Raw genomic sequence first — 13,143 nt, 5'->3', positions numbered from 1 at the left:
ACCTGCGAAGGTTCTTCAAGACAGTTGTTACAGCGTCTCGGCAATTTACAAAATTTCGATTTCTCGTGTCAACATTCTGGATTCGCGCGTCAAGCTACAATCATCGTGGAAGAAAAAATGGTACGGTTGGGGGGTCTCGAACCTCCGACCTCAGGTGCCACAAACCTGCGCTCTAACCAACTGAGCTACAACCGCACATGCAGGCGCTAACCGCGCTTGCAGGGGTCACATACGGGCAGTCGCTGCTTTTTTCAAGCACTTTCTGCGCCGGCAAAACAAAAGGCCGGGACATGGGGGTCCCGGCCTCGGCATTTCAGGCATGGAAGGCGGATCAGGCGACCTTGAGGGTCGAGATTGCCTTTTCGGTGGCGTCCTTGGCCGGCTTGGTCACGGTTTCGGCGACCTTCTTGGCCGCTTCCTGCATCGCCTTGGCCTGTTCGATGGTGACTTCAGCCTGCTTGCGGATGAAGGAGGTCTGCAGTTCGACCAGTTCGGCGATGGACTTGACGCCGAGCAGCGCTTCCATGTGCGACAGGGACATTTCGGCATTGGTGCGCAGCGCGTCGATGGCCTTGAGGCCGAGTTCAACCGTGCCGGCCTGGGCGGTCTGCATGGTGGTTTCTACGGTCTTGGTGGCTTCCTCGGCGGCGGTCTTCATCTTGGCATAGGCGTCCTTCGACTGGGCAGCGCCCTTTTCGGCGAAATCGCGGAAGCCTTCCGAGAGCTTGGCAGGGTCAAAGGAATTGATCGAGAATACGTCATTGGTCTTGGTGGCAGCCATGTCATGCACTCCTTGGGTTGGTGACGGGTCCTCTCCAGAGGCTCCTCATTGATTGGATACATCTTATATAGCACCGCCGATGTTGCATTGCAACATATTTGTGCATTGCACCATAGTCTAATCGACTTGCGTATTAACTCTGTTTGTCAATTCACGCTTGCCAAGCTGGACCCAAAGGCCGTGCGAAGTTATTAAAAAACTGTTAATATGTTCAAAAGCCGGCGATCGGCTCGACAGGTATGATATGCCCGCAGTCCAATACCCGTTCATCGACATTGCCGTTCACCGACGCGTGCGGGATCGCTTTGCGCGTGGCGAAGCGCTGGCGCTGTTTTCGGCGGACCTCAGCCAGGTGCTGTGGGCAAACGGCGCCGGCGCCGGCTTTTTCGGCAGCGCGTCGATCTATGATTTCCTGGAACAGGGACCCACCGCGACGGATGTCACCTTCCGCCAGCTGGAAACCACCGTGCATCAGCTGGCCAAGCTCGGCGACAGCCGCAGCCTGCTGGTGCGCGTTGCCTCCGGCTTTCAACGCGTCCCCGTTGAGGCCCATGTCGAGCTGATCGAGATCCGGCCGGGCGAGCCCGTGGTGCTGTTTTCCATCGCCCTGCCCGGCCAGTCCAAGACGCCAAAGGACTGCGCGCAGCTGATGCTGACCGGTTTCGACGATCCCGATACCCATATGGCGATGCTCGATGGCGAGGGTCAGGTGATCGCCGCTTCGGCGCATTTCCAGCAATTGGGTATGACCGCCCATACCGCCAAGACGCTGGTCAACCTGGTCGGCAGCACGCCCGAGCGCATCTTGAAACGGCCAATTCCGACCGGGCGCGGCTATCTGCCGGCGGCGATCGGCAAGGTGGGCGATGCGCCGGCCCTGCATCTGCTGTTTGCCGTCGAGACGATCCTCGGCACCATGGATCCGACCGAGGGTTTTGAGCGGCCGGACAATGCCAAGAGCGACGACGCGCCGGCAGCAACCGTTGTGGCGGATGAGCCGAACCCCGTGGAAGATTTGCTGCCCGTTGGAGCCGTGCCTTTCACCCCGGAGCCGGACGCCCCTATGATTGCCGTTGAGGCCGAGGCCGACACGGCGCCCGAGACGATTGCGGACGAGCCTGAAGCGGCAGAGCCTGCGCCCGCGGAGACGACGCCGGACTTCAGTGATGTGATGCAGGCGATCGGCGGGATCGAGGATATCGAGCAGGGACCGGAAGAGTTTTTGGACGACGAGCCGCCGGTTGCGGCTGAAGACGCGCCGGAAGCGGACGAACACAGCGCAGAGCCTGCCGATGACACGGTGGACGATAGTGTGCCAAACGACGATATGCCGGCCGCCATGGCCGAGGACGCGACCGTCGACGAGGCTGTGCCCACCGAGGCGGACGCTGTGGACGGCGAGACCGAGACCGATCCGGTGGAGGCATGGCCCGCCGCAGACAATCTCGCCGACGTCGTGCCGGTTGCCGCCGCGGACGAGGTATCCGGCGATGACGGCGCAAGCGATGAAACCGACGAGGTCGTGCAGCCTGCAGCCGAAGCCGCGACCCTTGCCGACGATACCGCTCAAGTCGAGGCAGAGACGACTTCGGAACTGGACCAGAATTCCTTCCGCTTCGTGCCCGGCTCGCGGGCATCCCGTTTCGTGTGGAAGATCGATGCGGCCGGGCGGTTCAGCGAAGTGTCGGGTGAATTTGCCCAGACGGTCGGGCCTCGCGCCGCCGACATCAACGGCCAGGCCTTCGGCGATCTCGCCGCCCTGTTCAATCTCGATCCGGACGGCAAGATTGCCGAACTCTTGAAGAAGCGCGACACCTGGTCGGGCAAGACCATCTACTGGCCGATCGAGGGTACGGCGCTGATGGTGCCGGTCGATCTGGCCGCCCTGCCGACCTATACCCGCGACCGGGATTTCGACGGTTTTCGCGGCTTCGGCATCGTACGCGTCGCCGATGTGGTCGACGATCCCAATGCCGTCGGCCTGACCTTCGTGCCGGAGGAAACGCACAGCCCTGCCCCGACGGCGGTTGACGCGGCTGATCGGCCAGCCGTGGACCTCTTAGAGGCAGCGCCGCCAGCGGTGGAGGATGCAGACGCGGACATCGGCACCGACGATACGGACGCCGTGGCTGATGCGGACCCTGTCGTCGAGACCGACCAGGGCGCCGATGATGCGGTAACCGCAGTCGACGAGACGGTCGAGGTATCCGAGACTCCTGCCGATCCCGAACCCCCCGAGGACGATGAACCGGACCTGTTCCAGACCGAGCCAACGCCACGGGCGCATTTCGTGGCGGCCTACGAACCGCCGGCGCTACAGATCGTCGAGACGCCGAACCGCCGTTCCAGCGACAAGATCATCCAGCTGGAAGAACGCCGGTTCAAGCCGAAGGACGGGCTGACGCCCGGCGAACAGGCCGCCTTCCGCGAGATCGCCCGCAAGCTCGATCCCCATGGCCTGAGCGGCCTTGGCTCCAGCGCTGTCGGCTCCGAGGCCCCGCCGACCGAGCCTGATGAAGACGAGATGCTGTTCGAGGCCGGAAACGACAATGACGGCACGACGGCTCCCGCCGGCGGTGCCGCGGAGCAGGCCAGCTCCGACGAGAGCGATACGGCTGTTGCCGTGCTCGACGAGCGCGCCGAACAGGACGGTGGCGGACCACAGACGGAGACCGGCAGAGGAACAGCGAGCGAGACGTTCGCCGATCCGCAGGGCGAGGTGGTCTCCCTGCCGCGGGCCAAGCGCGAGATTGCGCTGACCGCCGATATCCTCGACATGATGCCGGTGCCGCTGCTGGTGCATCTGGGCGACCGGCTGATCCACGGCAATCCCGAATTCCTGAGCCTGACCGGCTATGACAGTATCGAGGCGCTGGACGAGGCGGGTGGGCTCGATGCACTGCTGCAGCGCGACGATCTCGAAGACACCACGGAGCAGGCCGGCAGCCTGGTTGTGGTGCGTGCCGATGACGAGCTGGTGCCGGTTTCGGCGCGGCTGCAATCGATCCGCTGGGAACAATCCTCGGCGCTGCTTCTGGCGCTGGTTCCGATCTCCGTGCGCGACGAGGCCTCGCTTATGCCGGCTGTCGCCACACCGGTCGAGCCGCGCCCGCCAGCCGAGGCCGACCAGCTGGCGCGGCTGCAGGTCGAGGCAGAAGAACTGCGCGCCATTCTCGAGACGGCGACCGACGGCGTGGTCATTCTCGGTGCCGATGGCGATATCCGCTCGATGAACCGGGCGGCCAGCGCGCTGTTCAACTATGACGACGAGGAAACCCGCGGCAAACCCTTCGTCATGCTGTTTGCCCATGAGAGCCAGAAGGCGATCCTCGATTATCTGAGTGGCCTTGCCGGCCATGGCGTAGCCAGCGTGCTGAACGACGGCCGCGAAGTGATCGGCCGCGAGGCGTCGGGCGGTTTCCTGCCGATCTTCATGACGATCGGCCAGCTGACTTCGTCGAACGGCTATTGCGCCGTCATCCGCGACATCACCCAATGGAAGCGCACCGAAGAGGAATTGCGCAACGCCAAGCGGGCCGCCGAGACGGCGAACGCGCACAAGAGCGATTTTCTCGCCCGGGTCAGTCACGAGATCCGCACGCCGCTCAACGCCATCATCGGCTTTGCCGACATCATGGCCGGCGAGCGCTTCGGTCCGATCGGCCATCCGCGCTATGTGGAATATTCCAACGATATCGGCCGCTCCGGCCGGCATGTGCTCGACATCGTCAACGACCTGCTCGACATCTCGAAGATCGAGGCGGGCGAGATGGAACTCGATTTCGTCGCCGTCGGCCTCAACGAAACGGTATCGGAAGCGGTGTCGATCGTCCAGCCGCAGGCCAATGGCCAGCGGGTGATCATCCGCACGGCGCTGTCGCAATCGGTGCCGAATGTCGTGGCCGACCTGCGCTCGATCAAGCAGATCGTGCTCAACATCCTGGCCAACGCCATCCGCTTTACCCCGTCGGGCGGGCAGATCATCGTCTCGACCGCCTATGAAGGCAATGGCAGCGTGATCCTGCGCATCCGCGATACCGGCGTCGGCATGTCGCGCAGCGAGCTGGAGCAGGCGATGAAGCCGTTCCGGCAGGTATCGGCCGGACCGCGCATTCGCGGCGAAGGCACCGGGCTCGGCCTGCCGCTCACCAAGGCGATGGTCGATGCCAATCGCGCCACCTTCGCCATTCATTCGTCGCCCAACGAGGGGACGCTGGTCGAAGTCACCTTCCCCTCGCCCCGCGTCCTTGCCGACTGAAGACGAAGGGCGAACCGGCTTTGTGCCGGATCGGTCTGTGCCGGAATGTCCCGTTCCCTTGCGCCGGCGTTTGGTCTAGACCACACTCCGGGTCGTTGCGGTGACAATCAAGGGGCAAGACATTTGCAGGAAACGGGACATATGGCCGTTCGGTCGAGGCGCGGTGTTTTCCGCAAGCGCCTGAACTGGCTGACGCTGTCGTCGATCGCTGTGGCAGCCGTGGTGGCCATGCCGATCTTCGCGATCCTGTGGATTGCCCTGTCCGGCGACACCGAGAGCGGACGCCATGTGATCCTCAATGTCGTGCCGCGCGCCACCGGCCCCACCCTGCTGCTGCTGCTTTTGACCGGCACGGTGACCGCGTTTTTCGGCATCATCTCGGCCTGGCTGGTCGCCTCCTGCGATTTTCCGCTGCGGCGGTTCTTTTCCTCCGCCCTGGTGCTGCCGCTGGCCATTCCGTCCTATCTGGCGGCTTACGCCTTCGGCGAGTTCTTCGACTATACCGGCCCGGTGCAGACCGCCTATCGCCAGGTTTTCGGCTTTACCAGCATGCGGCAATATTCGTTCCCGGAGATCCGCTCGCTGGGTGGCGCCGTGCTGGTGATGAGCGCCGTGCTCTATCCTTACGTCTATCTCGCCTGCCGCTCGATGTTCCTGATGCAGGGCCGCACGGCGGCCGATGTGGCACGCACGCTGGGCGCCGGACCGCTTCGGGTGTTTTTCCGGGTGCAGATCCCGATGGCCCGCCCGGCCATCATGGTCGGCCTCACCCTGGTGATGATGGAAGCGCTGAACGATATCGGCGCGGTGGAATATCTGGGGGTCAATACCCTGACCTTCTCGATCTATGACACCTGGCTCAACCGCGGCAGCCTGTCGGGTGCGGCACAGATCGCCTGCGTCATGCTGTTCTTCGTGGTCGGCCTGCTGCTGATCGAGCGCGCGGCGCGGCGGCGTCAGCGTTTCGCCAGCCAGAAGACCACGGCGTCGGCCAGCGATGCGCTGCGCCTGCGCCTCACCGGTTGGCGGCGGCTTTGCGCAACAGCCTTCTGCGCCCTGCCCGTCATTATCGGCTTTGCCGTGCCGGTGATCGTGCTGGCGGGATTTGCACTCAGGCGGCTCGACCAGTTTCTCGAACCACGACTGGTGCGCGCCCTCTGGCACAGCGTCTCCGTATCGGCGTCGGCCGCCCTGCTGGCCGTTCTGTTCGCCTTCGTGCTGGCCTATGCGGCGCGAGCCGAGCGCTCCCATCTCGCCAGCGCTGCCAGCCGGCTGTCGTCGCTCGGTTATGGCATTCCAGGAACCGTGCTTGGCATCGGCGTGCTGATCCCGCTGGCCGGCATCGACAATGCCGTCGACGGCTGGTTGCGCTCGTCGCTCGGCATCTCGACCGGCCTGCTGCTCTCCGGCACCGGCTTTGCCATCGTCTATGCTTCGACGGTGCGGTTCATGACCATGGCCGAAGGCACGATCGATGCCGGCTTCCAGAAGCTTTCGCCGCATCTCGACATGGCGTCCCGCACGCTGGGGCGCAGCGGTTTCCAGACGTTGCGCAGCGTGCTGCTGCCGAACATGCGCCCGGCTGTATTGACCGCCGCCCTGCTGGTGTTCATCGAAACCCTGAAGGAATTGTCGGCGACGATCCTGCTGCGGCCGTTCAACTTCAACACGCTGGCGACGCTGGTCTATGAGGATGCCTCGCGCTCCAAGGTGCAGGATGCGTCGGTGGCCGCCATCATCATCATCGCGGCGGGGCTCATTCCCGTGATCCTGGTATCGCGCTCGCTCGACGCGCGGCGCTGATCGCTCGTCTTCGCATTCGATCAAAGAAAAAGGGCAGCCAAGGCTGCCCTGAAGGTGGAATGCTGTTCAACTGGAGATCGAGCCGACCAACTTCATGTGTTCGGGAGCCATATGGCTCCATGCCATAGGTTCATCCTATGACTCCAAGTTGGCACAGTCTTGCCAAATGCCAGTTAAGAGTTGGTTACCAGCCGACCTTCTTTCTAACAGTGGCAAGGTTTGCCGCCAGTCCCCCCGCCTGATCAGCTCTTGAGCTCGGCCAGATCAGCAAACAGATCGAGCGCTTCCGGATTGGCGAGCGCCTCCTTGTTTTTCACCGGCCGTCCGTGCACCACGTCGCGAACCGCCAGTTCGACGATCTTGCCGGACTTGGTGCGCGGAATGTCGGCAACGGCGATCACCTTGGCCGGCACATGGCGCGGCGTGCAGCCGAGGCGGATCCGCGTCTTGATCGCCTTGACCAGATCGTCGGTAAGAGTGACGCCCGCCGCCAGCCGCACGAACAGCACGACGCGAACGTCGTCATCGAAATCCTGGCCGATGCACAGGGCTTCTGCCACCTCTTCCATCTGCTCGACCTGATTGTAGATCTCCGCCGTGCCGATGCGCACGCCGCCGGGGTTGAGCGTCGCATCCGAGCGGCCATGGATGATCAGGCCGCCATGCACGGTCCATTCGGCAAAATCGCCGTGGCACCAGATATTGTCGAAACGCTCGAAATAGGCGGCGCGGTATTTCTTGCCGTCGGGATCGTTCCAGAACATCACCGGCATGGACGGAAACGCACTGGTGCAGACCAGCTCGCCCTTTTCGCCGCGCACGGGTTGGCCCTCATCGTTCCAGACATCCATGGCAAGGCCGAGGCCCGGCCCCTGGATCTCGCCGCGCCAGACCGGTTTCAGCGGATTGCCCAGCACGAAGCACGAGACGATATCCGTGCCGCCGGAAATCGAGGCGAGATGCACGTCCGATTTGATGCCCTGGTAGACGAAGGAAAAGCCCTCCGGCGACAGCGGCGAACCGGTCGAGGTCATCAGGCGCAGGCTTGAGAGGTCGTGGGTGGTCTTTGGCGTCAGGCCGCCCTTGCGCACCGCGTCGATATATTTGGCCGATGTGCCGAACACCGCGAATTTCTCGTCGGCCGCATAGTCGAACAGCACATTGCCGTCGGGATAGAAGGGCGAGCCATCGTAGAGGCAGAGCGTGGCGCCGCTGGCAAGCCCCGAGACCAGCCAGTTCCACATCATCCAGCCGCACGTGGTGAAGTAAAACAGCTTGTCGCCCTCGACCAGACCGCAGTGGAAGCGCTGCTCCTTCAGATGCTGCAGCAGCGTGCCGCCGGCCGAATGGACGATGCATTTCGGCACGCCTGTCGTGCCCGACGAAAACAGAATGTAAAGCGGATGGGAGAAGGGGAGCTGCACATACTCCACGGCTTTCGCAGCGAAAGGCGCGACGAAGGCTTCCAGCGTCTTGCCGTCCGGCAGGGTCTTTGCCAGCGCTTCGGCGTCTCCCGCATAGGGAATGACCAGAACCGGCACGCCGAGCTTGACGGCCACAGTCTGGACCTTGTCGGCCACCTCCTGCTTCTTGCCGTTGTACCAATAGCCGTCGCAGCAGATGAACAGTTTCGGACCGATCTGGCCGAAGCGGTCGAGCACGCCCTGGTCGCCAAAATCGGGCGAGCAGGAGGACCAGATGGCGCCGATGGCGCTGGCCGCCAGCATGGCCGCCACCGTTTCCGGCATGTTCGGCATCATCGCGGCAATGCGGTCGCCTTGCCCGATGCCAAGTGCGCGATAGGCCTGCTGCAGGCGGGAGACCATGGCCGACAGGCGATCCCAGGACCAGCGATCGCTCACCTTGTCCTCGCCGCGGAAGATCATGGCGTCGCCGGGGCCAGTGTGTTTCAGCAGGTTTTCGGCAAAGTTCAGCCGGGCATCGGGAAAGAACCGCGCCGCCAACATGTCATCGCCATTCTCGAGAAATTTGGTGCCCTTCTCGCCGCGCACCCCGCAATAATCCCAGACGGCGGACCAGAATGCCGGGCGATCCTCGACCGACCAGGCGTGGAACGCATCGTAGTCGGCGAAGTCTTTTCCGGCACGGGCGCTGCAGACCGTCATGAAATCATGCATCGGCGTCGCGTTGCGATACGCCTCCGACGGCACCCAGAGCGGCAATTCGTTCGTCATTCCTTCCTCCACTTTTTCCCCGGCCTGTATAGCACTTCGCAACGCAATATAAAGTCCGGCCGGAACCCCTGTCACACAGATTTGCAAGCCGGGCCCATTTCCTATATCCGACCGGAACAGAGGCCGGACGATCCGATCCGGCATGCAGGTTGAAGACGAACCGTGAGCGCCATGTGGAAAAAGCTTCTGCGGCCCGATCCGCGCCGCAACCGCCTGATGGGTTGCATCTTGCGCGGCGTCGGCATAGTGGTGCTGGTCGCCCTGTCGATCTTCGTCGCTTCGCGGGCGGCGGCCCCCTATCTGATCTCCAGCAGTCTGGTGCGCAGCGCGATGGAAGACGCGGTGGCGCAGTGGACCGGTCATGACGTGACGATCGCCGGCACACCGCAACTGCAATTCTGGCCGGAGCCGAGGATTTCGCTGCCCTTCGTGACGGTCGCCAAATCGACGCCGGACGGCGCCGTGGTGCTCGGCCGGATCGATCTGCTGTCGGCCGGATTCGGCATTATCGATGCGATCAAGGGCCGGCCGGTCTTCAGCGATTTCCATTTGATCCGGCCACGGGTGTTCATCGATCGCAATGCGAAGGGGCATATCGACTGGGCAAGCGAAGGCCTTTTAAGCGCTGCCGTGCGGGATGCGCAACCGCTTGGCGACGACAGACAGTTGCTCGACGCGACCCTCGATACCGGCATCGGATTGGTGATGATCGAGGACGGCGTGGTGGAACTGCGCGACCACGCGACCGGCCGCAACTTCACGGTTGACGGAATTTCAGCCCGGGTCGGCTGGCCGCGCCTGTCCGGCGCGTTGAAAGGATCGGCGGATCTGCGCCTTGCCGGCCGGGATGCACGGATCGATTTTTCCTCGACCCAGCCGCTGCTGTTGCTGGGCGGTCGGAACGGCCAGGGGCAATTTGACTTTCACTCACTGGCTCTCAATGCCAGCTTCGACGGAATAGCCAGCCTGCAGCCCAGCTATTTCCTCACCGGGGCGATCAATGCCTCGACACCCGACATGCCGGCGCTGCTCACCTGGCTTGGCGTGACATTGCCGGGCACGGAAGTGCTGAAAACGGCGTCGGTGACATCCCGCCTGACGACAAGCGGCGACAACCTGCGCCTTGAAGACCTGGAATTCCAGGCCAATGATACACGCGCCTCCGGCATCATGGTGCTGTCCCCGTCGCAATCGGCCAAGCCCAAGGTCAGCGGGACCCTGGCGCTGGAGACACTGGATATCCGCGGGCTGCTCGGCGCCTTCTCGCTCGACCTGCCTGATTTGTCCAACCGGGACGCGGTCAAGAGGTCCGGTTTGCTGGACTGGCTGGAACTGGACCTGACCCTTTCGGCCGATCAGGCGAGACTTGCGCCCTTCATGCTTGAGGGTATGGCAGCCAGTATCCTGGCGACGGGAAACTCGATGACCTTCGACATCGCCGACAGCCTGTTCGAGGAAGGGCGGCTGACCGGTCACCTGGAAGGCACCAGCAGCGGTTTTGACAATGGCGCCCATCTGGAACTCTCGATAACGGACGCCAATCTTGGCGACCTAGGCCAACGGCTTGCCCTGGAAGGGCCCTTGCCGCAAGGTCCCGGTTCTTTGGACCTCGAGCTTCGGACCGAGCGGCCCATCTGGGAAACCGGCCCTGAGGACATCAAGGGTCGCCTCAGTTTCACGGCCGGCCCCGGAACCCTGAACGGTGCCGATACCGAAAAAATCCGTCTTTTGGCAGGGCAAAGGTCGTTTTTCCGGCTCAGCGAAGCCGCAGATGGTCAAATTCCCTTCGACCGGCTGGAGCTTTCCGCCCGGTTTTCCGACGGATCTGCGGAGATCGACAAGGCACAACTCAGCAACACGGCCGAGACGCTTGGTATGACCGGCGTCATCCCCTTCAGCTCCAACGGCTTGGCGCTTTCAGCCGAGCTTGCGGCCGAGCCTGTTGCGGGGTTTCCGGCACCGCCGCCGCTGCGTTTCTTCGTCGGCGGATCGTGGCCGGACCCGGTGATTTCGCCGATCACCCTGCCTGCGGCGAGTGGCCAGTAATTCCGGGTCTCTCCATCAGTGATTTGATATATTAAGGGACGAATCAACCGAGGGGAGGCGGGCGATGTTTCGGATATTCACGGCCGTTTTCAAGATCGTCCTGGCGTCCCTGCTGGCGGGAGCCGCCCTCACCTTTTTCGGGTTCACCGCCGACAATATCCTCGCCTTCTTCGGCGCGACCCAGGCAGACTTCTGGGCCGGCCTGCAGCGCGCCGTCGACTGGTCGCTGCCGCGGGTGGTGCTCGGTGCGCTGGTGGTCGTGCCTATATGGCTGCTCACCTATATCCTGTCGCCGCCGCGGGATCTTTGAGCCGACCTCAAGGAGCGGCAGCGGCAAAGTGCTCGTCGCGCTGGCGCTGCAATTCGTGCCGCTTGGTGGTGATCGAGGCAATGATCACGCCGACCGTGACGATGGCGATGAGGATCGAGCAGACCGCGTTGATCTCCGGCGTCACCCCAAGCCGCACCTGGCTGTAGATCTTGATCGGCAGGGTGGTGGCGCCGGGGCCCGTGGTGAAGCTGGCAATGACCAGATCGTCGAGCGACAGGGTGAAGGCCAGCATCCAGCCGGAGATGACGGCCGGCAGGATCAGCGGCAGGGTGATCTTGAAGAAGGTCTTGACCGGCGGGCAGCCGAGATCAAGGGCCGCCTCTTCCAGGCTGCGGTCGAAGGTCAAAAGCCGCGACTGCACGACGATTGCCACATAGCACATGGTGAACGTCGTATGGGCGATGGTCACCGTCAGCAGGCTGCGATCTAGCCCGATCGCCACGAAGAGCAGCAGCAGTGACAGACCGGTGATGACTTCCGGCATGACCAGCGGCGCATAGACCATGCCGGAAAACAGCAATCGTCCCGGAAACTTGTTGAAGCGCACCAGGGCAAGTGCTGTCAGCGTGCCGAGCACCGTGCCAAGCGAGGCACTGAGCAGGCCGACCCGCAGGGTCACCCAGCCGGCATTCATCAGGCCGTCGTTCGACCACATCTGGCTGTACCATTTCAGCGAGAAGCCGCCCCAGACGGTGACCAGCTTGGAGTCATTGAACGAATAGATCACCAGGATGATGATCGGGATGTAGAGGAATGCGAAGCCGAGGGTGAGAACGGTCGCGTCGAATTTGCCGGGTTTCATGGCGCGCCCTCACACTTTCTGCTGCTGGTTCTGGAAGATGGCAATCGGCACGACGAGCATCAGCAGCAGCAGGACGGCCACGGCCGAGGCCAGCGGCCAGTCGCGATTGCCGAAGAACTCGGTCCACAGCGTCTTGCCGATCATCAGGGTTTCCGCGCCGCCCAACAAATCGGGAATGACAAATTCGCCGGTGATCGGGATGAAGCAGATCATCGCGCCGGCAATGACGCCGGGCAGCGACAAGGGGAAAGTGACCCTCCAGAAGGCCTTCCACGGCGGGCAGCCGAGATCGCTGGCTGCCTCCAGCAGGCTGCCGTCGAGCTTTTCGAGGGCCGAATAGAGTGGCAGCACCATGAAGGGCAGATAGGAATAGACGATGCCGATGAAAACCGCGGTCTCGGTGCGGAAGATCTGCACCTGCTGATCCGGCCCGTAAAGGCCGAGTGTCTGCAAGGCGAGCGTCAGCAGGCCTTCCGGCTTCAGGATGCCGATCCAGGCATAGACGCGGATCAGGAACGAGGTCCAGAAGGGCAGGATGACCAGCATCAGAAGGGTCGGGCGGATGGTGACCGAGGCGCGTGCCATGGCCAGCGCAATGGGATAGCCGATCAAAAGCAGCAGCAGCGTCGAAATCGAGGCGATGCGCAGCGACGAGATATAGGCATTCATGTAGAGCGGATCTTCGGTCAGGAAGACATAGTTCTCGAAGTCCAACTCGCTGAAAAACGCGCCGATCGCCGACAGTCCCTGCAGCACCGGCGTGTAAGGCGGCATGGCGATGGCGGTGTCGGACAGCGAGATCTTGACGATGATGAAGAAGGGCGCGAGGAAAAACAGCACCATCCACACATAGGGAATGATGACGACAAGCCAGCGGGCCCGGCTGGCGGAGGGCAGAGTTGCGGTTTCAGCCATGATACCCTCCCC

The 13,143-nt window shown here is 63.0% G+C and carries 8 protein-coding genes and 1 tRNA gene; 4 read left to right on the top strand and 5 right to left on the bottom strand.

Going from position 1 to position 13,143, the window contains the following annotated elements:
• Window positions 1-118: 118 nt before the first annotated feature.
• Both HGO38_RS05235 and HGO38_RS05230 read right to left on the bottom strand, forming a co-directional pair.
• Window positions 119-195 (bottom strand) — tRNA-His (locus tag HGO38_RS05235).
• A 136-nt stretch (window positions 196-331) separates the two neighbouring features.
• The gene (locus HGO38_RS05230) at window positions 332-781 is read right to left on the bottom strand and encodes a phasin (RefSeq protein ID WP_250954854.1); all 450 of its coding nucleotides are present in this window, start codon (window positions 779-781) and stop codon (window positions 332-334) included.
• Window positions 782-1,025: 244 nt separating this feature from the next.
• Between HGO38_RS05230 and HGO38_RS05225 the strand changes: the two genes are divergently transcribed.
• Window positions 1,026-5,039 (top strand): PAS domain-containing sensor histidine kinase, encoded by a 4,014-nt coding sequence (locus tag HGO38_RS05225; protein WP_250954853.1) that lies wholly within the window; start codon window positions 1,026-1,028, stop codon window positions 5,037-5,039.
• A 228-nt stretch (window positions 5,040-5,267) separates the two neighbouring features.
• Complete coding sequence (locus tag HGO38_RS05220) at window positions 5,268-6,842, top strand: ABC transporter permease (protein ID WP_250954997.1); 1,575 nt, start codon at window positions 5,268-5,270, stop codon at window positions 6,840-6,842.
• Between the two features lie 242 nt (window positions 6,843-7,084).
• On the opposite strand, the gene HGO38_RS05215 is transcribed toward HGO38_RS05220, so the two are convergent.
• Window positions 7,085-9,037 carry an acetoacetate--CoA ligase gene (locus tag HGO38_RS05215; protein WP_250954852.1) on the bottom strand — a complete coding sequence of 651 codons (1,953 nt, stop codon included), beginning with the start codon at window positions 9,035-9,037 and terminating at the stop codon, window positions 7,085-7,087.
• A gap of 162 nt (window positions 9,038-9,199) precedes the next feature.
• On the opposite strand from HGO38_RS05215, the gene HGO38_RS05210 reads away from it, so the two are divergent.
• Window positions 9,200-11,083: an AsmA family protein gene (locus HGO38_RS05210; RefSeq protein WP_502941498.1), complete on the top strand. Its 1,884-nt coding sequence runs from the start codon at window positions 9,200-9,202 to the stop codon at window positions 11,081-11,083.
• A gap of 64 nt (window positions 11,084-11,147) precedes the next feature.
• Window positions 11,148-11,393, top strand: coding sequence for a DUF6460 domain-containing protein (locus HGO38_RS05205; RefSeq protein WP_250954851.1), 246 nt, complete (start codon window positions 11,148-11,150; stop codon window positions 11,391-11,393).
• A 7-nt stretch (window positions 11,394-11,400) separates the two neighbouring features.
• On the opposite strand, the gene HGO38_RS05200 is transcribed toward HGO38_RS05205, so the two are convergent.
• Entirely contained in the window at window positions 11,401-12,216 is an 816-nt protein-coding gene (locus tag HGO38_RS05200) for an ABC transporter permease (protein WP_250954850.1), read from the bottom strand.
• A gap of 9 nt (window positions 12,217-12,225) precedes the next feature.
• The gene (locus HGO38_RS05195; protein WP_250954849.1) at window positions 12,226-13,131 is read right to left on the bottom strand and encodes an ABC transporter permease subunit; all 906 of its coding nucleotides are present in this window, start codon (window positions 13,129-13,131) and stop codon (window positions 12,226-12,228) included.
• Between the last annotated feature and the right edge of the window lie 12 nt (window positions 13,132-13,143).

This window comes from Rhizobium sp. CG5 (genome assembly GCF_023701945.1).
Taxonomy (GTDB): domain Bacteria; phylum Pseudomonadota; class Alphaproteobacteria; order Rhizobiales; family Rhizobiaceae; genus Allorhizobium.
This window is presented reverse-complemented; position numbering and strand designations above follow the sequence as displayed.

Coding starts and splice junctions, on each gene's coding strand:
- HGO38_RS05220 (WP_250954997.1), top strand. CDS start 5,268: ATGCCGATCTTCGCGATCCTGTGGATTGCCCTGTCCGGCGACACCGAG.
- HGO38_RS05205 (WP_250954851.1), top strand. CDS start 11,148: ATGTTTCGGATATTCACGGCCGTTTTCAAGATCGTCCTGGCGTCCCTG.
- HGO38_RS05215 (WP_250954852.1), bottom strand. CDS start 9,037: ATGACGAACGAATTGCCGCTCTGGGTGCCGTCGGAGGCGTATCGCAAC.
- HGO38_RS05195 (WP_250954849.1), bottom strand. CDS start 13,131: ATGGCTGAAACCGCAACTCTGCCCTCCGCCAGCCGGGCCCGCTGGCTT.
- HGO38_RS05230 (WP_250954854.1), bottom strand. CDS start 781: ATGGCTGCCACCAAGACCAATGACGTATTCTCGATCAATTCCTTTGAC.
- HGO38_RS05200 (WP_250954850.1), bottom strand. CDS start 12,216: ATGAAACCCGGCAAATTCGACGCGACCGTTCTCACCCTCGGCTTCGCA.
- HGO38_RS05225 (WP_250954853.1), top strand. CDS start 1,026: ATGCCCGCAGTCCAATACCCGTTCATCGACATTGCCGTTCACCGACGC.